This window comes from Kitasatospora sp. NPDC092039 (genome assembly GCF_044756065.1).
Classification (GTDB): Bacteria; Actinomycetota; Actinomycetes; order Streptomycetales; family Streptomycetaceae; genus Kitasatospora.
This window is the reverse complement of sequence record NZ_JBIVSD010000009.1, coordinates 68,553-87,561: the sequence shown is the minus strand read 5'-3', so window position 1 is coordinate 87,561 and position 19,009 is coordinate 68,553. Positions and strand designations below refer to the sequence as shown.

Below are 19,009 nucleotides of genomic sequence, written 5' to 3'. Positions count from 1 at the left end.
TGTCGGTGGCCCCTGCCATGCTGTCCCGCACCACGGAGCACGAGGGGGCGGGCAGTGATCGAGGGCACCGGGCAGGTCGGGGAGCCGATGGCCGGCGTGGCGCGGCGGATCGCCGAGGGCATCGCCGCCGCGGCGCCCGAGGGCTGGACGGAGGCCGTGCTCGCCGTCTCGGCGGGTCCGGGCGGGCTCTCGTACTCCGGCGCCCACGTCGTGCCCGGCGCGGTCGGCCGCGGCGCACCGGTGGAGGCGCCCTTCGGGGAGCTGTACCAGCTGTCCGAAGGTGTCCGGCGGGCCCGCGGCTGGCAGCGGATGACGCTGGAGCTGCGCTGCCGCCCGTCCGGGGAGCACGAACTGACCGCGTTCGACGACTCCGTCGACAGCCTGCGCTCGTCGGGCGACGGCTTCATCGCCGTCCTGGACGACGACTACCGGCTGCCGGCGCCCGGCGCCGACCAGAAGCCCGGCACCGCCGCCCCGGCCGGCGACCCGGACCTCGCCGTCGCGCACTTCCGCACGTACCTGGAGCGCCGCGCCGCGGTCCTCGGCCGTCCGGACCGGCTGCCGCCGGCCGCCTCCGACGCCGGGATCGAGGCCGTCGAACGCCGCCTCGGCCACGCCCTGCCCGCCGACCTGCGGGCCCTCTACCGGATCGCCGACGGCGACCAGGTCGACGGCCGGCACGGCCACCTCGTCGGCGGCTACGGATGGTTGTCGCTGGCCGGAATGGCCGCCGTCCACGAGCGCGTGAGCGCTCCCGCCTGGTTCGGCTGGAGCCTGGGCTGGAACGCGGTGGCCCTCGACGCCGACCCGCCGGAGACGGTGCGCCGCTGCGGCGCCCACCCGGCCTGGCTGCCGTTCGCCACCGGCGGGGACGGCAACTACCTCGCCGTCGACCTCGCCCCGGCCCGCGACGGCCGGCCCGGCCAGGTGATCCGGATCGGCCGCGACCACGACGAGGGGCCGCAGTACGTCGCCGAGTCCGTCACGGCCCTCTTCCGCCGGTACGCGGACCAGCTGGCGGCGGGCGCGTACGAGGTCGACGAGGACTGGATCGGGCTGACCGGCGGGGTCTTCTGGGAGGAGGAGGCGTCCGGCACCGACCGGGCGTCCGTCCGGCGGGAGGTCATCGGCGCGGTGCCGGACCCCGTCCCGCCGCACCTCCAGGCGCTGCACGTCAACGACGCGGCCGGGCCGGTCGACCTCTCGCCCCTCGCCGCCGCGCCCCTGCTGCGGCGGCTGCACCTCAACCGCTCCGTCACGGCGGACCTGACGCCGCTGCGCGAACTGCCCGTGGAGTCCCTGCGGGTCACCTTGGCGGGCGGCGACCTGACCCCGCTGACGGGCCACCGCGAGCTGCGGGCACTGGAGGTGGCGACACCCGCGGAGGGCGGCGCGGTGCCGCTCGACCTCGCGGCGCTGCGGACGGTGCCGAACCTGCGCGCCCTGGACCTCTCCGGCGCCGCCGTCCGGGACCTGACCGTCCTGGCGGACCTCCCCGAGCTGCGCTACCTCGCGCTCGACGGCCGCCAGTGGGCGCGGCTCTCGGCGGCCGGCCGGATCCCGGCCGGCCTCGCCGCCGTGCGCCTCGCGGACCGCTCGGCCCCGATGGCCGACGCCCTGGCCTGGGCCGCCGGACTCGGCCTCGACACCGGGGACGCCCTCCGCCTGCGGCTGCGCTGACGGGCGGCGCGGCCCGTCGCGGGTCGCGGGGAGAGCGGAACACCCGGGGCCCGGGGCGCCGACGGCCGACGATCGGCCTGACATCGGAACACGTTCCGAACTATCGTCGAGCCACGTCGACTCTCACCGTGTCGTTCTCCGAGCTGTCGAAGAACTCCAAGCGTGTCGCGGACACCGTGGAGCGGGCCAGGCGCGTGCACGTCACGCGGCGGGACGGTGAGGACCTGTACCTCACCACCGAGCGCCACGACCGTCAGCGCGAGGAGACGGCGGACGTCACCGCGCGTCTGTTCGCCGCGCTGATCAGCAGCGACGAGGGCGCGCGGGCCGTGCTGCTGGCCCTTCCCGCCGTCTTCCCCTGGACCAGGCACCTGTCGGCCGAGGAGGTCCGCGAGTTCGTCGTCGACCTCGTCGACGCGACGCGTGACGTCGTCGAGCTGGACGTGCACGCCGGTCTGCACCGGGTGATAGCCGAGTGGCGGGCCACCGCCAGAGTCCTCGCGGACCCGGACCTGACGGCCGAGCTCACCGCACCCCTCCCCGGTGACGATCACGGCGAGGTGGTCGAGCCGTGAGCCCCGAGCGCGGCGACGACGACCCTCCGCCACCCGTCGGCGGCGAGTGGCGCCTTCGGTTCGGTACGAGCGAGGCTGCCAAGGGCTGGAGCGACCTGTGCGCCGAAGCGCCCGGCAACGCCCGCCGTCCATCCCGTCTACGCCTCGCCCCGGCACCGGAAGGACACCGACGGGTGACCCGTGCCCGGCCTCGGCCCTGATCCGCCGTGCCACCGCCGCTCGGCGGGCGGTGGGGTGCTCCGCTCACCGTGCTCCGCGCAGGGCCGGTGGCTGCCAGTCGTACGTCGGGGCGGAGCGGCTCAGCAGGGCGCGGGCGGGGAGAAGGCCGGCGAGGGTGAGGGCGGTGGTGCGCAGGGCCGTGGCGGCGGGGGAGCGGAGGGCGACGAGGTCGCCGATGCGGCGGGAGCCGGCGACGACGGCCGTGGTGCGCGGGAGCCGGGCGGCGGTGTAGTCGGGCAGGGCGGCGGCCGGGTCGGCACCGGGGGTGAGCACGGAGGCGAGGACGAGGGCGTCCTCGATGGCCTGGCAGGCGCCCTGGCCCAGGAAGGGGCACATCGCGTGGGCGGCGTCGCCGAGCAGGGCGACCCGGCCGCGGTGGTGGGCGGGCAGCGGGTCGGCGAGGTCCCAGACGTCGTGGCGCAGGACGCGCTCGGGCTCGGCCAGGGCGAGCAGTTGCGGTACGGGGGCGCACCAGTCGCCGTACCGGCGCAGCAGTTCGGCCCGTTCGTTGCCGTCGGCGGCGCGCTCGCCGGCCGGGGCGAGAGCGGCGCCGTAGAGGTAGACCCGGCCGTCGGCGAGCGGGACGATCCCGGCGAGCCGCCCGCGGCCCCACACCTCGCCGACGGCCGCCGGGTGGCGGTCGGGGGTGACGATGGTGCGCCAGGTGGTGAAGCCGCTGTAGCGGGGGCCGGGATGCCCGGGGAAGAGCAGGCCGCGGGCCGCGGATCGGATGCCGTCGGCGGCGACCACCAGGTCGGCGCTCTCCTCCCCGTCGGCGGTGCGGACGACGGCGGGCCCGGTGGCGTCGCCCGGGGCGACGAGGGTGGCGGGTGATCCGGTGCGGACGGTGCCCGCCGGGAGCGCGTCGACCAGGGCGGTGACGACGTCGGCGCGGGCCACGGCGGCGATGGTGTCGCCGAAGCAGGCCTCGAACGCCGAGGTGCTGGTACGGGCGAGCCAGCGGCCGGAGGGGTGGCGCAGGCCGATGGCGGGGTGCGGGGTGGCCAGGGCGCGCAGGCGCCCGCCGACGCCGAGCCGGTCGAGGGAGCGCAGGGCGTTGGGGGCCAGGGCGAGCCCGGCGCCGACGGGTTCGAGGGAGTCGGCGCGCTCGTGGACGCGCACCGGGAAGCCCTGCCGGTGGAGGGCGAGGGCGGCGGCGAGCCCGCCGATGCCCCCGCCGATGACGATCGTCTGCTGCCTGTCCCGCGGGCTGCCCATGGGTGGGCTCCTCTCCTCGCACTACATCCGTAGTGTCCGTATGCCAGCACCGTACTACAGATGTAGTGTGCGGACACTGCTGCTGTAGTGAATTGGCTCGCCCGAGGAGAAGAGCCATGATCGGACCCATGACACCCCCGCGCCCGATCCTGATCGCCGACGCCGCCATCGCCCTGATCGCCGAGCGCGGCCTGCGCGGGCTGACCCACCGCGCGGTGGACGAGGAGGCGGGCCTGCCCGCCGGCTCGACCTCCAACCTCGCCCGGACCAGGGCCGCGCTGCTCGAACTCGCGCTGACCCGGATCGCCGAGCGGGAGACCGAGGACCACCCGGGCCTCGCCGCGGAGCCCCCGGCGGCGGCCCCCACCCCCGCCGCCGCGCGGGACCTCCTGGTCCGGGTCGGCGCCGATCTGCTGCACCGGGCGCTCACCAGCAGCCGCCGGCTCACGGTGGCGCGGCTGGAACTCGCCCTGGAGGCCACCCGGCGGCCCGAACTGCGGGCGGTCTACGACCGCTTGGGCGGGCGCTTCGCCGACATCGCCGCGGCGCTGCTCGCGCGGTGCGGTTCGGCCGAACCGACGGCGGACGCCCGCCGTCTGATCCGCTGGTGCGACGGGGTGCTGTTCAACGCGACGGCGGGCAGCGGGCACTGGAACGTCCCGGCGCCGGAGGAACTGCGCGACGAGGTGGCGCGCTACCTGGCTGCGCTGCTCGACCGGGGGTAGCCCGCAGCCCCCGTCCCGGCCGTCACCCGCGCGGCCGTCACCCGCGCGGCCGTCACCCGCGCGGCTGTCACCCGCGCGGCCACCGCCCGGGCGCGGTCCGCCGCGGACGCCCGCGAGCTCACCAGGTGGAACGTGACGCCCCGGTGCACCGACTCCGCCTGTGCGGCGGCCATCCCGGCCACCCGGTCGCCGCGCGCGGCCTCCCGCTCCGCGGCCACCGCCGGCGCGCAGCGCACCCGACCCCGGAGCCCCGGCCGCCGAACTACGCGGCCCCGCCCGGCCCCGCCGCGAGGATCCCAGCCGCGAAGTCCGCCGCCGCGAAGTCCGCCGCCGCGGCCGCGAAGGAGGACGCCAGCGCCGGTGCGCCCGCCCAGTGCAGGTGCAGGTACGAGGCGTGCACGTTACCGGCCGCGAAGCCCTCCGTGCGGGGGCCGGTCGGCAGGCGCCAGCCCCAGGCGGGGAGTTCGCCCGCGCCGGGCTCGCAGACCGTGCGGTGGAACTCGTGGCCGCGCAGCCTGGTGCCGGCCGGGGCCAGCGGGGAGTCGTGCAGGGCGACCGCCTCCCGGTAGCCGAGGGTGAGCCGTTCGGTCATCCGGGCGTCGGCGGGCAGCACGCCGCACATTGGCAGGCCGTCCAACTCCCGCCCCAGGTAGAGCAGTCCGGCGCACTCGGCGGCGATCGGCCCGCCCGCGGCGGCGAACCCGGCGATGGCGGCGCGCAGCGCGGCGTTGCCGCTCAGCTCGCGCACGTACAGCTCGGGGAAGCCGCCGCCGATGACCAGGCCGGCCGTCCCCTGGGGCAGTGCCGAGGCGTGCAGCGGGTCGAACGGGACCACCTCCGCGCGCGCCGCGCCGAGCAGTTCGGCGTTCTCGGCGTACGAGAAGGAGAAGGCCGGGCCGCCCGCCACCGCGATCCGCGGCCGGCCGGCCACCGGGGTGGCCTCGGCCGACGGGTCCCACGGCTCGGCGTCCAACTCCGGTGCGCTCCGGGCGAGTTCCAGCACGGCGTCCAGGTCGACCGAGGAGGCCACCAGTTCGCCCATGTCGGCGACCGCCTTGAGGGCCTCCGCCGAGCGCTCCACCGCCGGGATCAGCCCGAGGTGGCGCGACGGTGTGGCGACCGCCGCGGAGCGGCGCAGCGCGCCCAGCACCGGGACGCCGGAGCCCTCCTCCAGGGCCTCGCGCAGCAGTTGCTCGTGCCGGTCGGAGGCGACCCGGTTGAGGATCACCCCGGCGAGCCGCACCTGCGGGTCCCAGGAGGCGAAGCCGTGCACCAGCGCGGCCACCGAGCGGGACTGCGAGGAGCCGTCCACCACCAGCACCACCGGCGCCCGCAGCAGCTTGGCGACGTGTGCCGTGGACGCCAGCTCCCCGCGCCCGGAGGCGCCGTCGAACAGGCCCATGACCCCCTCGACCACCGCGACGTCCGCCCCGGCCGCGCCGTGCAGGAACAGCGGCGCGATCCGCTCGGGCCCGCACAGGAAGGCGTCCAGGTTGCGGCCCGGGCGCCCGGCGGCGAGCGCGTGGTAGCCCGGGTCGATGTAGTCGGGGCCGACCTTGTGCGGCGACACCGCCAGCCCGCGCGCGGCGAGCGCCGCGATCAGGCCGGTGGCGACGGTGGTCTTGCCGGCGCCCGAGGAGGGTGCGGCGACGACGAGGCGGGGGATGCTGCTCAACGGTCTACCACTCGATGCCGCGCTGGCCCTTGCGGCCGGCGTCCATGGGGTGCTTGACCTTGGTCATCTCGGTGACCAGGTCGGCGAAGCCGGTCAGCGCCTCGGGGGCGTACCGGCCGGTGATGACGACGTGCTGGCTGCCCGGGCGGTCCGCGAGCACGGCCACCACCTCCTCCGGGTCGATCCACCCCCAGTGCATCGGGTAGGTGAACTCGTCCAGCACGTAGAAGCGGTAGGTCTCGGCCGCGAGGTCCCGCTTGACCTGCTCCCAGCCCTCCTTGGCCGCCTCCTCGCTGGACATCTCCTGCTCGGCGGAGCGCTGGATCCAGGACCAGCCGGAGCCCATCTTGTGCCAGTCGACGGTGCCGCCCTCGCCGGAGGCGCCGAGCACGCGCAGCGCGTTCTCCTCGCCGACCTTCCACTTGGCGGACTTCACGAACTGGAACACCCCGACCGACCAGCCCTGGTTCCAGGCCCGCAGCGCCATGCCGAAGGCGGCCGTGGACTTGCCCTTGCCGGGGCCGGTGTGCACGGCGGTGATCGGCAGCGTACGGCGCTGGCGGGTCGTCAGGCCGTCTTCGGGGACGCTCTCGGGGACACCCTTGGGCATGTCGGCTCAGGCCGCCTTTCGCATCGAAGCAGTCGAAGTGGCACCACGGTTCCCGGTGCGGTTCTCGCGGACGAGCGAGGCCACGCCCTCGGCGCGCAGCTCGTCCAGGCTGACGGCGGTGCCGCCGAGCAGTCCGGCCAGCGTACGGGCCAGGCCCAGGCGGACCGGGCCGGATTCGCAGTCCAGCACCACGCTCGCGGTGCCCTGCGCCGCGAACAACGCGGCCGCGCGGCGCGACCGGGCGAGCGCGTCCTGCCCGCCGGTGGCCCGGCCGTCGGTCACCACGACCAGCAGCGGGCGCCGGCTCGGGTCGCGCAGCCGCTCCACCCGCAGCACCTCGTGCGCGCGCAGCAGGCCGGCGGCCAGCGGGGTCCGCCCGCCGGTGGGCAGCGACTCCAGCCGGGCCGCGCCGACCTCCACCGAGGAGGTGGGCGGCAGCGCCAGCTCGGCGCCGGTGCCCCGGAAGGTGATCATGCCGATCTTGTCGCGGCGCTGGTAGGCGTCCATCAGCAGCGACAGCACCGCGCCCTTGACGGCGGTCATCCGCTGCCGGGCGGCCATCGAGCCGGAGGCGTCCACCACGAACAGCACCAGGTTGGACTCCCGTCCCTGGCGCACCTGTTCGCGGAAGTCGTCCTTCTTCAGGACCAGGGCCCGGCCGGTGCGCCCGCGCGCCGCCTGGTGGGGCGCGGCGGCCTGGAGGGTGGCGGTCAGGTGCAGCCGGCCGAGCGCGCCCTGCGGGCGGCGGGCGCGGATGGTGTGCCCGCCGGTGGTCTCGGCGGGGGAGCGGCGGCCCTGGGCGCCGTGCCCGGTGCCCTTGACGGTGAACAGCTGGGTCCGGTACGGGTCCCCGGCCGCGACCGGCGCCGACTCCCGCGCGGGGGAGGGCGGTTGGGCCGGCACGGGCGGCTGCGCGGGCTCCTCGGCGGCCTCCGGGCCGTCCGGGCCCTCGCGTCCGTCGAGACCGCCCTCGGGGCCGGACGGCTCGGGGGCGCCCCCGCCGTCGGGGCCGTCCCCGTCCGGACCGCCGTCCTCCGGCCCGCCGTCGGGGCCGTCCCCGTCCGGCCCGGGCCCGTCGCCCTCGGGCTCCGGGTCGTCCTGCTGCTGCGCGTGCTCCTCCAGCGTCCGGTCCAGCTGCTCCTCGTCCAGGCCGGGCGCGTCGAAGGGGTTGCGGCGGCGCCGGTGCGGCAGCGCCAGCCGGGCGGCCGTGCGGACGTCCTCCTCCAGCACCTCGGTGCGCCCGTCCCAGGCGGCCAGCGCGACGGCGGTGCGGGCCATCACGATGTCCGCGCGCAGCCCGTCCACCTCGAACGCGGCGCAGACGGCGGTGATCTGGCGCAGCGCCACATCGGTCAGTTCGACCTCGGGCAGCAACTCCCGCGCCGCGGTGATGCGTTCGGCGAGCGCCCGCTCGTCCTCGGCGAACCGCGCGGCGAAGCCGGCCGGGTCGGTGTCGTACGCGAGCCGTCGGCGGACCACCTCGGCGCGCTCGGCCGGGTCCCGGGTGGCGGCGATCTCGACGGTCAGGCCGAACCGGTCGAGCAGCTGCGGCCGCAGCTCGCCCTCCTCCGGGTTCATGGTGCCGACCAGCAGGAAGCGCGCCGCGTGCCGCACCGACACGCCCTCGCGCTCGACGTAGGAGCGGCCCATCGCGGCGGCGTCCAGCAGCAGGTCCACCACGTGGTCCTGGAGCAGGTTCACCTCGTCGATGTAGAGCACGCCGCGGTGGGCCCTGGCGAGCAGTCCGGGCTCGTAGGCCTTGACGCCCTCGGCCAGCGCCCGCTCCAGGTCGAGCGAGCCGACGATCCGGTCCTCGGCCACGCCGACCGGCAACTCGACCAGCTGGGACGGTCGTTCGGTGGAGGACGGGGGGGCGTGCGGCCCGTCCGGGCACTGCGGGTCGGGCGCGCCCGGGTCGCAGGCGAAGCGGCAGCCGTCCACGGTGGCGATGGACGGCAGCAGGCCGGCCAGCGCGCGCACCATGGTCGACTTCGCGGTGCCCTTCTCGCCGCGCACCAGCACGCCGCCCACGGCCGGGGAGACCGCGTTCAGCAGTAGCCCGAGCCGCAGGTCGGCCATGCCGACGATCGCGGTGAACGGATAGCGGACGTCGGTCATGCGTCACTCCCAGGGGCCCCGGGCGGCAGGAACGGCAGCGATCCGGCCGCCGGCACCCCGCCCTCGATCAGCTTCCACAGCGCGTCGGTGTCCGCGTGTTCCTCGATCAGGTCGCCCAGCCGGTCCAGCCGGGCCTCGCGCGCCGCGGCGAAGGAGGTGTCCGGCGCCGGGACGAACGCCCGGCCGGACGACTCGGCGACCTCGCGCAGGAGTTCACGGCGGAACCCGTCGTTCTCCAGCGCGCCGTGCCAGGTCGTGCCCCAGACCGCGCCCACCCGGCAGCCGTCCAGGAACGGGGTGCCGCCCTCGACCGCCACCACCCCGTGGTGGATCTCGTAGCCCTCGACCCGCTGCCCGTACGCCTCGCCGACCGGCCGCGCCAGCACCTTCTCGGCGCCGAACCGCACCCGGGTCGGCAGCAGGCCGAGCCCGTCGACGGCGCCCGCCTTCGACTCGACCTCGTCCACGATGGAGTGCGCCAGCATCTGGTAGCCGCCGCAGACCCCGAGGACCGGCAGTCCGGCCGCCGCCCGTGCCTTCAGGGCCGGTTCCAGGCCGCGCTCGCGCAGCCAGGCGAGGTCCGCGACGGTGGCCCGGGTGCCGGGCAGCACCACCAGGTCGGCGTCGGCCAGCTCCTCCGGCCTGGTCGCCCAGCGGACCAGTACGCCCGGCTCCTGCGCGAGCGCGTCCAGGTCGGTGAAGTTGGACAGCCGGGGGAAGCGCACCACGGCCACCCGCAGCACGTCCGCGCCGAGCGGTCCGGGCCCGTCCGTCCGGTCGACCACCGTGGACAGGTCCAGCGAGTCCTCGGCGTCCAGCCAGAGCCCGGGCAGCATCGGCAGGGTGCCCAGCACCGGACGTCCGGTCAGCTCGTGCAGCATCTCCAGCCCGGGCGCCAGCAGCCGGGAGTCGCCGCGGAACTTGTTGACGAACCAGCCCGCCACGTGCCGCTGGTCCTCCGCCGACAGCAGCGCCAGCGTCCCGTACATCGCGGCGAAGACCCCGCCGCGGTCGATGTCCCCGACCACCACCACCGGCAGGGCGGCGGCCGTGGCCAGGCCCATGTTGGCGATGTCGCGGTCGCGCAGGTTGATCTCGGCCGGCGAGCCCGCGCCCTCGCAGACCACCACGTCGTAGCGGCGGCGCAGGTCGGCCAGGCACTCCAGGGCGCGCTCCAGCAGGACGGGCTTGCGCTCGCGGTAGTCCAGCGCGCCCACCTCGGCCACCGGCCGGCCGAGCAGCACCACCTGGCTGCGGCCGTCCGCGCCGGGCTTGAGCAGCACCGGGTTCATCGCCGCCTCCGGCTCCACCCGGGCGGCCTGCGCCTGCATCGCCTGGGCGCGGCCGATCTCGGCGCCGTCGGCGGTGACGAAGGAGTTGAGCGACATGTTCTGCGCCTTGAACGGCGCGACCCGCACGCCCTGGCGGGCGAGCCAACGGCAGATCCCGGCCGTCACCACGCTCTTGCCCGCGTCCGAGGTCGTCCCCGCGACCAGCAGCGCGTTCGTCATGCCCGCCCCCTCCTGCTCAGCAGCGTCCGCAGCAGGACGTGCCCCGCGACCGTCGTACCCAGCGCCAGTGCGCCCACCCGCCGGGAGAGCGCGCAGGCCCGTTCGATGTCGTCCACCGTGACCGGGCGCAGCTCCGCGCCCAGCACCGGCCGGTCCTCCACCCTCCCCCAGGCTTCGCCCGGGGGGCCTCCCATGCCGTACCGCAGCGTCCCGCCCAGCCGCACGCCCACCGCGCCGGCGAACGCCGCCTCGGCCTGGCCCGCGTTCGGGCTCGGGTGAGCGGAGCCGTCGCGCCGCCAGACCCGCCAGGCGGTCCGGGGTTCGGGCGCGGCGGCCACCGTCAGCAGCGCCGTGAGCCGGGCGCCGGGCCAGCCCGCCAGGTCGTCCAGCCGGGCCGAGGCCCAGCCGAACCGGGCGTAGCGCGGCGAGCGGTGGCCCACCATGGCGTCCAGGGTGTTCACGGCGCGGAAGGCCAGCAGTCCGGGGGTGCCGGCCAGGGTGCCCCAGGCCAGCGCGTTCACCACGGCGTCGGCGGTGTTCTCGGCCACCGACTCGACCACGGCCCGGGCGATCTGCTGCCCGTCCAGCGCGCTCGGGTCCCGCCCGCACAGGTGCGGCAGCCGCTCCCGGGCGGCCGCGAGGTCGCCCGCGGCGAGCGAGCGGCCGATGGTGCGCGCCTCCCGGGTCAGCGAGGTGCCGCCGAGCACGGTCCAGGTCGCGGCCGCCGCCAGCGCGGCCCGGCCCAGCGGGCGCCGGCCCACCGTACGGTCCAGGGCGAGCGCGCCCGCCGCGACCGCGCCCACGCACAGCGCCGTGTAGCCGGCGCCGGCGGCGCGGCCGTCGCGCCACAGCCGGCGCTCCAGCCGGGTCGCGGCGCTGCCGAAGACGGCCACCGGGTGGCCCCGGCGGGGGTCGGCGAAGCGGGTGTCGGCGGCGTAGCCCGCGGCGGCGCCGAGCGCGAACGCGGCGGCGCGGGTCAGCGGGCGCGGAGCGGCGGAGGCGGTGGGCGGGGTCATCGGCCGCACGGCGGAAGGCAGCTCGGAGTCCGGCCGGGCGGGGCAGCCTGCATCGCGTGCGTGTCCTCACTCAGGGTCCGCGCCCTGGATCGACGTGACGGGGGCGAGAGTCTCCTGGCTTCCGGGTCGAACGCACTCCCGGAGCCTTCCAGCGGCCGTCGACGGCCCGCCGTGGCGATGTTCCGAGCGTGCTCCCCGGTGACAGTGGCGGGACCGCGCCGGACTTCCACCGGCTTCCTCTCCATGCCTCCGTTTGGCCCCAGGATCCCATCACGGGGCCGAACCGGGAGTCAACCGAGGTCACGGAGGGGTTGGTCACACGCCGGCCCGCTGACACCCCGTGGGATCGCCCGGCACCGGCAGGCGCCGACAGCGGCACCGGCCCGGGCGGTCGCCCTCCCGACCGTCCCCTCCTCGGGTCCGCCCGACCGCCGCCCGGGCGACCCGGACGGCCCATCCGGGTGGCCGCCCGGGCGGGGTGCCGGTGAACTGGTGCTCGAACACCGTCCGGTCCGAGAGCAACAGAGCGGGGAGCGATATGCGTTGGGGAACCGCCGCCGTCGTGGCGGCCGCCGCGGTCGGAGCCACCGCGGCCGGGGCCGCCGTGCTGGTGATCGGCCGTCGGGCCTCCGAGCGGATGGTCCGTCCGGCGCCCGCCGTCCAGGAGTCGGCGCCGGTGGTGGTCCGCGGCCTCGCCCCCGGCCGGGTCACCTTCACCCGCGGCCCCGCGAGCCTGCGCCCCGGCCGCTGGGCGGTCGAGTGGGCGGACGGCGGGCACGCGGTGGTCGAGGAGGTCCTGCACGGCGACGAACGGGGCGTCACCCGTCGGCTGGTCCGCGCCGACCGGGGCACCCTCGCCCCCGGCACCGAAGTCCGCTTCACCCCCCGGGTCCACCTCGGCGACCCCTCCGAGGCGCTCGGCCTGGCCTTCGCCGACACCGCCGCCGACGGCGAGCTCGGCGCGCTGCCCGCCTGGCGGCTCCACGGCAAGCGCGGCACCTGGGTGATCCTGGTGCACGGCCCCGAGGCCGACCGCCAGCAGACCCTCCCGGTGCTCCCCGTGCTCGACCGGCTCGGCCTGCCCGCCCTCGCCGTCACCTACCGCGGTGACCGGGGCGCCCCCGACTCCCCGGACGGGCTCAGCCACTTCGGCGAGACCGAGTGGCGCGACGTCGAGTCGGCGGTCCGGCTGGCGCTCGACAGCGGCGCGGGCAAGGTGATCCTGTACGGCTGGTCCCTCGGCGCGACCATGGTCCTGCAGACCGCGGCCCGCTCCGTCTGGTCGCACGCCGTCCGGGGCCTGATCCTCGACTCGCCGGTGCTCGACCTCCCGGCCTCCGCCCGCCGGGACGCCGCCCGGGCCGGTTTCCGGGGCGTCGCCGCCGAGCTGGGCGCCCTCGCCGCCGAGGGTCGCACCGGCGTCGACCTCGCGGACTTCGCCCGCCTCGCCGAAGGCGCCGACCTACGGGTGCCCACCCTCGTCCTGCACAGCCCGGAGGACCGGGTCGCCTCCTTCGGCACCGTCGAGAAGCTGGCCGCGGCCCGCCGCGACGTGGTCAGCCTCCAGCCGTTCCCCGGCGCCGATCACGCCACCCTCTGGAACACCGCCCCGGACCGCTACACGGAACTCCTCCGCCGCTGGCTCACGCCGTTGCTGTAGCCCGGGAGCCCCCCCTCGCGCGCGCGGCGTTTTCGGCCGGGTCACGACGGTTTTCCCGCCGCGCTTCCCCCCGGTCCACGAATGGCGCTTTCTCCCGTTCCGCCCGCCGTGCACGAGAAGTCGGTCCGGCCGACTTCTCGTGCCGTGCGCTCCCCCGCCGCGCCCGCCGTCCGTCCGGAACCGGGCTGGACACCCCCGCCGGGCCCGGGCGGCGCGGATCCCCCGTGCGAAAACCACCCCGCCGTCGGGGGTGACAATGGGCTCCGACTCGTTACCCCCCACCCGTACGCACGGTGACCGGTCGAGCATTCCCGGCAACCGGGGGGTGATGAGTGGCATGGCCAGGTCACACGTTTCCGGCCAGGCGGTATGCCGTTGTTGCCCGATCTTGCGGAGGTGCCGCCACCGGTCGCCCGGTCGTACGGACAACCGGATGTGACAGAAGGCCGGTGCAAGGGGAAGACTGCTCGACGTGACGTCTCGGAACCCGCGCGACCGTGATGCCCCGCTCCCGCCGACGATCGGTACCGGTGCGACGGTGACCCGTCTCCCCGGAACGGCCCAACGGCCCGCCGGTGGCAGGCCGGGCGGGGCGGGTGTCCCCCGTAACGGAGTACCCCGGCGACGAGGGCCCGCTCCGGCTCCCGGGCGCGGCAGGGTTCCCGTGCCGGAGGGCTTCCCGGCACCCGCCGAGCTGGCGCCGCTGGCCCGCCGGATGCTGGTGGACGCCGTCCGGGTCGCCCGCTGGGCCGGCGAGCTGGCCGAGGTCGACAAGCGCGGGGAGCTGCTCCCGGAGGACGCCCGCGCGGCGGGCCGGGCGCTGGCCATGACGGTCGGCGCGGCCACCAAGGCCTGGGGACGGGCGCTGCTGGTGGGCCTGGTGGAGCCCCGCGACGGCGGAGCCGGCCCCGGCTGGCGCCTGCACGCCTGGGAGCACGACGACGAGGCCGTGGTGCGCGGCTGGTCGGCGCTGTTCGACGCCTGGACCCTGCTCGCCCCGGTGCCGCCCGCCGCGCTGCGCGGCGTGTTCGCCGTCCTGGCCGGCCAGGCCGTGGACCAGGCCCCGCAGCTGCTCTCCTTCCTCCACCTGGTGGACGGCCCGGTCGCCGAGAGCGAGCTGCTGGAGCTGCTGCGCCGCGGCCTGGACGAGCGCCGGGTCGGTACGGGCCTCGGTGGCCCTGGCCTGTCGCCGGTGCCGCACGCGGCCTCGGCGGTCTCCGCCGTCCGCGGCACCTGCCGCGCGCCGCAGATCGACACCCCGGCCGCGCCCTCCGACGTGGCCGCCGTCCTGGACTGGATGCTGGACGGCCTGGCGGCCGTCGGCGCCCTGGAGCGCAGGAACGACGCCGCGGAGCTGTCGCCGCTCGGCCACTGGGCGGTGCGGGCGAAGCTGGAGGAGATCTGCACGGTCGCGCAGACCGCGGCCGGGCACATCGAGCAGAGCGCCTTCGAGCTGCTGAACGCCTGTGCGGACTACTCGCCGGGCCCGGCCCGCGCCGAGTTCCGGGCCTGGGTCGCGGCCCGGCCCGCGGATCGGGCGGTGGGCGAGCTGCTGGACGCCGCCCAGGGCGACGACGCGCTGGTGCGCGGGCTGGCCTTCGAGGCGCTGAGGGTGGCCGGCGGTCCGGCCGAGCAGGCGGTGCGCGCCGCCGTGGACGAGCCGGTGCTGCGCCCCTACGCGCTGCTCTGGCTGGCGGAGCGCGCGGACGAGGGGGTCTCCCCGGCGGACGTGCTGGGCGCGGAGGACGCGGCCTGGCTCTGGGTGGACACCGCGGCCGCGGTGCTCGACCACGGCGAGACCGAGCTGCTGGTGGGCCACGTCGAGGGCGCCTCGGCGGGTGACCCGGTCCGGCTGTTCGCCCGGGCCCGGCAGTCCGGCCACCCGCGGGCGGCCTCGGTGCTGACGGCGGTCTCCGGCGTGCACCCGGACCCGGCCGTGGCCCGGGCGGCCCGCCGCTCGGCGTTCAGCGTGCACACCGGCGGCGCCTGAGCCCGCGGCGCCCGACCGCGACGACGCACGGGAAAGGGCCCGGAACCACCAGGTTCCGGGCCCTTCGCCGTGCGACGGCTTCGGGGTCAGCCGATCCGCGACTCCGCCCGCCGGGCGCGGACGTCGCCGACCTTCTGGCCCACCTTGCGGCGGATGACCAGCAGCGGCGCCATCGCGGCGAGCGTGATCTGGGCGAACGCGCCGACGTGCATCAGGTTGTCGCCACCGGGCAGACCGGTGGCCCAGGCGGCCAGGCAGCCGATGGAGACCACGATCCAGCAGAGCGTGGCGGTGGCCAGCAGCCCCTGCGGCTTGGGGTACTCGATCCGGCTGACCATCAGGTACGCGGCGCCGAAGATGGCGAGCAGACCGGGCAGGAACGGCGGGTCGAGCAGCACGATGGCGATCACCGTCATCGCGCCCATCGGGCAGGGCATGCCCTGGAACACCCCCGGCCGCATCTTGACGGCCGAGAAGCGGGCCAGCCGCAGGACCACCGCGAGCAGCACCGTGATGGCGATGAGCGCCGACAGCTTGCTGTTGGAGCCCTGGGAGACCATGCCCCAGACCGCGACGAAGTAGGCCGGCGCGATGCCGAAGCTGATCAGGTCCGCCAGGTTGTCCAGTTCCGCTCCGAGGGCGGAGGAGCGCAGCTTGCGCGCCACCAGGCCGTCGAAGAGGTCGCACATCGAGCCGATCAGCAGCAGCGTGACCGCCGTGGCCGCGCTGTGCCGGTCCGGCGCCGCGTCCGGGTTGGTGATGTGCGGGACCAGGACCCCGGTGGTGATCGAGTAGATCGCCAGGAAGCCGCAGACGGCGTTCCCCAGGGTCAGGAAGTCGGCGGTGGACAGGTGTTGGGGAGAGCGCGGGGCGCGCAGCTCGCGGTCGCGCGCCCAGCGGCGGCGACGCAGGGCCGTCTCCTCGTCGTCCAGGCCGACGATTGTCTCAGGATCAGTCACGGTCAAGGCGCGTCACCCCGGCTGTGGTCTTCTGGCCGACCTCGACGCCGACCTCGACGCCGGCCGGCAGGTAGGTGTCGACCCGGGAGCCGAACCGGATCAGACCGATCCGGTCGCCCTGCTCGACCTTGGTTCCGGCGTCGACGTACGGCACGATGCGGCGGGCCACGGCCCCCGCGATCTGGACCATCTCGATGTCGCCGAGCTCGGTGTCGAAGTGCCAGACGACCCGCTCGTTCTGGTCGCTGTCCTTGTTGAACGCGGGGACGAAGCCGCCCGCGACGTGCTCGACCGACGTCACCGTGCCCGGCAGGGGCGCGCGGTTGACGTGGACGTTCAGCGGGCTCATGAAGATCGCGACCCGGGTGCGGCCGTCCGGCCAGGCGTCGATGCTCTGCACCACGCCGTCGGCGGGGGAGATCACTCTGCCCGTGCCGATCTCACGCTCGGGGTCGCGGAAGAACCACAGCATGCCGGCGCCGAGCGCGCAGGCGGGTACCGCAGCCAGGGCCCACTTGCCGCTGCGCCGGGTGAGGGCGGTGGTCACGGCGGCCGTGGCGAGGGTGGGGACGAACCAGGGGGTGGCTCCGCGCGCGATGGTCACGCGGGGTCGCCGACCGGCCGTCGGGGCTGCGAGGGCATCGCGGTCCGTGACGGAGGTGTGAGGGGACGGGCTGATGGGCATCGAAGACCTTTGTCGCGGGGGATCATGGCCGCTGGACGGGGGCCACCGCGGGATCGGTAATAGAGGGACGGCTTGCTGTCCCGGTGGATGCTATCGGGAGCACACGGTGGGTGGGCAACCCGCCTGCTCGTTCATGTGTCCGGTGGCGGCGCGTGTGCGCGTCCACTCCTACGACCGTAGCTCGACCCGGTCCGGTTCCCAAGGGACCGGACAGGGCTGGTGACTCTTGTCTCAACGGGTGCGCCGACGGAACCCGGCGGGGGAAACGGCCGTAGCGGCCGGAAGCGGGTGTGCGGAAGCGGCCGCAGGGCGCGTCCTTGCAGCTGTACGCCCTGCGGCCGCTTCCGGAGGGCCGTGCCGGACCGGGGCGGACCAGGCCCGGGCCCGTGACGGGGCACGGCGCTCCGCCGGGACGGGCCCGCACGCCCGTCGACCGGCGGTTCGAGGGGGCCGCCCGGCGAGGTGTTCCGTCGGCGGGCGGCCCGGGGATCAGTCGGCGATCCGGTACTCCTCCAGGAGCCGGCGCCCGACGATCATCTTCTGGATCTCCGCAGTACCTTCACCGATGAGCAGCATCGGGGCCTCGCGGTAGAGGCGCTCGATCTCGTACTCCTTGGAGAAGCCGTAGCCGCCGTGGATGCGGAAGGCGTCCTCGACGACCTCCTTGCAGTACTCGGAGGCGAGGTACTTGGCCATGCCGGCCTCGAGGTCGTTGCGCTCGCCGCCGTCCTTCTTGCGGGCGGCCATCACCATCATCTGGTGGGCGGCCTCGACCTTGGTGGCCATCTCGGCGAGCTTGAACTGGATCGCCTGGTGCTCGGCGATCTTCTTGCCGAAGGTGGAGCGCTGCTGCGCGTAGGAGATGCCGAGCTCGAAGGCGCGGCGGGCGACGCCGCAGCCGCGGGCGGCGACGTTGACGCGGCCGACCTCGACGCCGTCCATCATCTGGTAGAAGCCGCGGCCGGGCACACCGCCGAGGACGCGGTCGGCCGGGACGCGGACGTCCTGGAGCACCAGCTCGGTGGTGTCGACGCCCTTGTAGCCCATCTTCTCGATCTTGCCGGGCACGGTCAGGCCGGGAACCCGGGGGTTGGGGCCGAAGCCGGCCTCCTTCTCGATCAGGAAGGTGGTCATGTTCTTGTACGGGGTGTCGCCGCCCTCGTCGGTCTTGCAGAGGACCGCGACCAGGGTGGAGGTGCCGCCGTTGGTGAGCCACATCTTCTGGCCGTTGAGGACGTAGGACTCGCCGTCCTTGACGCCCTTGGTGGAGATGGCCGAGACGTCGGAGCCCAGGCCCGGCTCGGACATCGAGAAGGCGCCGCGGATCTCGCCGGCCGCCATCCTGGGCAGGAAGTGGTCCTTCTGCTCCTGGGTGCCGTGGGCGTTGATCATGTGCGCCACGATGAAGTGGGTGTTCACGATGCCGGAGACCGACATCCAGCCGCGGGCGATCTCCTCGACCACCAGGGCGTAGGTGAGCAGCGACTCGCCGAGGCCGCCGTACTCCTCGGGGATGGTGAGGCCGAACAGGCCGAGCTGCTTCATGCCCTCGACGATGGCGGTCGGGTACTCGTCCTTGTGCTCCAGCTCGGTCGCGACCGGAATGATCTCCTTGTCGACGAAATCCCGCACGGTGGCGAGGATGTCCCGCTGGATCTCGGTGAGGCCGTCGGTCTGTGCGAGGCGTCCCATCGTGCGGCTCCGGAAGTCTGAAAGTGGCGGGGGGGGGGATTCTTCGGGGGCCCTGCCGGCGTGGCTGCGGCAGCAGGGCCCCCGACCGGGTGGGGGTCGGCCGATGACGGCGGCCTTCCCGTCCGGGGTCTGGAGAGGGGCCCCTATAAGAGGGGCCCGGTGGAGGGGAGGGTCAGGAGAGGGGGGTGGGGCGGCCGGGCTGCTCGCCGCCGCGCTCCTCGGTGTACGTCGCGGTCGGCACCATCACCTTGCGGCGGAAGACGCAGACGACCGTGCCGTCCTGCTTGTACCCCTTGGTCTCGACGTACACGATGCCGCGGTCGTCCTTGGACTTGGACGGCCACTTGTCGAGCACGGTGGTCTCGCCGTAGACGGTGTCGCCGTGGAAGGTCGGCGCGACGTGGCGCAGCGACTCGATCTCCAGGTTGGCGATCGCCTTGCCGGAGACGTCCGGGACGGACATGCCGAGCAGCAGCGAGTAGACGTAGTTGCCCACCACGACGTTGCGGCCGAAGTCGGTCGTCTTCTCCGCGTAGTTGGTGTCCATGTGGAGCGGGTGGTGGTTCATGGTGAGCAGGCAGAAGAGGTGGTCGTCGTACTCGGTGACCGTCTTGCCGGGCCAGTGCTTGTAGACCGCGCCGACCTCGAACTCCTCGTAGGTGCGTCCGAACTGCAT

The 19,009-nt window shown here is 75.5% G+C and carries 16 protein-coding genes and 1 riboswitch; of the genes, 5 read left to right on the top strand and 11 right to left on the bottom strand.

What is annotated here, in order from left to right:
- Window positions 1-54 precede the first annotated feature (54 nt).
- Together ACIQI7_RS19170 and ACIQI7_RS19165 are read left to right on the top strand one after the other, a co-directional pair.
- Window positions 55-1,680, top strand: a complete 1,626-nt coding sequence (locus ACIQI7_RS19170) for an SMI1/KNR4 family protein (protein ID WP_401111247.1) — start codon at window positions 55-57, stop codon at window positions 1,678-1,680.
- A gap of 128 nt (window positions 1,681-1,808) precedes the next feature.
- On the top strand, window positions 1,809-2,255 hold the full coding sequence (locus ACIQI7_RS19165) for a prevent-host-death family protein (protein ID WP_401111244.1): 447 nt from the start codon (window positions 1,809-1,811) through the stop codon (window positions 2,253-2,255).
- 243 nt (window positions 2,256-2,498) lie between these two features.
- On the opposite strand, the gene ACIQI7_RS19160 is transcribed toward ACIQI7_RS19165, so the two are convergent.
- Window positions 2,499-3,692, bottom strand: a complete 1,194-nt coding sequence (locus ACIQI7_RS19160) for an FAD-dependent monooxygenase (protein ID WP_401111242.1) — start codon at window positions 3,690-3,692, stop codon at window positions 2,499-2,501.
- A 116-nt stretch (window positions 3,693-3,808) separates the two neighbouring features.
- Here ACIQI7_RS19160 and ACIQI7_RS19155 point away from each other — a divergent pair, with 116 nt between their 5' ends.
- Entirely contained in the window at window positions 3,809-4,417 is a 609-nt protein-coding gene (locus ACIQI7_RS19155) for a TetR/AcrR family transcriptional regulator (protein WP_401111240.1), read from the top strand.
- On the opposite strand, the gene ACIQI7_RS19150 is transcribed toward ACIQI7_RS19155, so the two are convergent.
- Genes ACIQI7_RS19150 through ACIQI7_RS19125 form a run of 6 tightly spaced genes read right to left on the bottom strand, consistent with a single transcriptional unit; the run spans window position 4,387 to window position 11,347 of the window.
- On the bottom strand, window positions 4,387-4,653 hold the full coding sequence (locus ACIQI7_RS19150; protein ID WP_401111239.1) for a hypothetical protein: 267 nt from the start codon (window positions 4,651-4,653) through the stop codon (window positions 4,387-4,389). The two genes, ACIQI7_RS19155 and ACIQI7_RS19150, sit on opposite strands and share 31 nt — an antisense overlap.
- 26 nt (window positions 4,654-4,679) lie before the next feature.
- Window positions 4,680-6,092 carry a cobyrinate a,c-diamide synthase gene (locus ACIQI7_RS19145; RefSeq protein ID WP_401111236.1) on the bottom strand — a complete coding sequence of 471 codons (1,413 nt, stop codon included), beginning with the start codon at window positions 6,090-6,092 and terminating at the stop codon, window positions 4,680-4,682.
- A gap of 4 nt (window positions 6,093-6,096) precedes the next feature.
- Window positions 6,097-6,702, bottom strand: coding sequence for a cob(I)yrinic acid a,c-diamide adenosyltransferase (cobO, locus tag ACIQI7_RS19140; RefSeq protein WP_401111233.1), 606 nt, complete (start codon window positions 6,700-6,702; stop codon window positions 6,097-6,099).
- A gap of 6 nt (window positions 6,703-6,708) precedes the next feature.
- Window positions 6,709-8,820: a putative cobaltochelatase gene (locus tag ACIQI7_RS19135; RefSeq protein ID WP_401111231.1), complete on the bottom strand. Its 2,112-nt coding sequence runs from the start codon at window positions 8,818-8,820 to the stop codon at window positions 6,709-6,711.
- Entirely contained in the window at window positions 8,817-10,331 is a 1,515-nt protein-coding gene (locus ACIQI7_RS19130) for a cobyric acid synthase (RefSeq protein ID WP_401111228.1), read from the bottom strand. The genes ACIQI7_RS19135 and ACIQI7_RS19130 overlap by 4 nt, the downstream gene beginning before the upstream one ends.
- On the bottom strand, window positions 10,328-11,347 hold the full coding sequence (locus ACIQI7_RS19125) for a cobalamin biosynthesis protein (RefSeq protein ID WP_401111225.1): 1,020 nt from the start codon (window positions 11,345-11,347) through the stop codon (window positions 10,328-10,330). The genes ACIQI7_RS19130 and ACIQI7_RS19125 overlap by 4 nt, the downstream gene beginning before the upstream one ends.
- 107 nt (window positions 11,348-11,454) lie before the next feature.
- Window positions 11,455-11,588, bottom strand: a riboswitch (cobalamin riboswitch).
- 297 nt (window positions 11,589-11,885) lie between these two features.
- Between ACIQI7_RS19125 and ACIQI7_RS19120 the strand changes: the two genes are divergently transcribed.
- On the top strand, window positions 11,886-13,007 hold the full coding sequence (locus ACIQI7_RS19120) for an alpha/beta hydrolase family protein (RefSeq protein WP_401111223.1): 1,122 nt from the start codon (window positions 11,886-11,888) through the stop codon (window positions 13,005-13,007).
- A 664-nt stretch (window positions 13,008-13,671) separates the two neighbouring features.
- A complete protein-coding gene (locus ACIQI7_RS19115; protein WP_387758430.1) occupies window positions 13,672-14,997 on the top strand; it encodes a hypothetical protein in 1,326 nt (441 codons plus the stop codon).
- Window positions 14,998-15,083: 86 nt separating this feature from the next.
- Here ACIQI7_RS19115 and ACIQI7_RS19110 read toward each other — a convergent pair whose 3' ends face one another.
- From ACIQI7_RS19110 to ACIQI7_RS19095, 4 genes are all read right to left on the bottom strand, one after another.
- Window positions 15,084-15,962: a CDP-alcohol phosphatidyltransferase family protein gene (locus ACIQI7_RS19110; protein WP_401111221.1), complete on the bottom strand. Its 879-nt coding sequence runs from the start codon at window positions 15,960-15,962 to the stop codon at window positions 15,084-15,086.
- Window positions 15,949-16,641, bottom strand: a complete 693-nt coding sequence (locus tag ACIQI7_RS19105; protein ID WP_049655656.1) for a phosphatidylserine decarboxylase — start codon at window positions 16,639-16,641, stop codon at window positions 15,949-15,951. The genes ACIQI7_RS19110 and ACIQI7_RS19105 overlap by 14 nt, the downstream gene beginning before the upstream one ends.
- 489 nt (window positions 16,642-17,130) lie before the next feature.
- Window positions 17,131-18,333, bottom strand: a complete 1,203-nt coding sequence (locus tag ACIQI7_RS19100; RefSeq protein WP_387758434.1) for an acyl-CoA dehydrogenase family protein — start codon at window positions 18,331-18,333, stop codon at window positions 17,131-17,133.
- A 172-nt stretch (window positions 18,334-18,505) separates the two neighbouring features.
- Window positions 18,506-19,009, bottom strand: a complete 504-nt coding sequence (locus ACIQI7_RS19095) for a MaoC family dehydratase (RefSeq protein ID WP_401111216.1) — start codon at window positions 19,007-19,009, stop codon at window positions 18,506-18,508.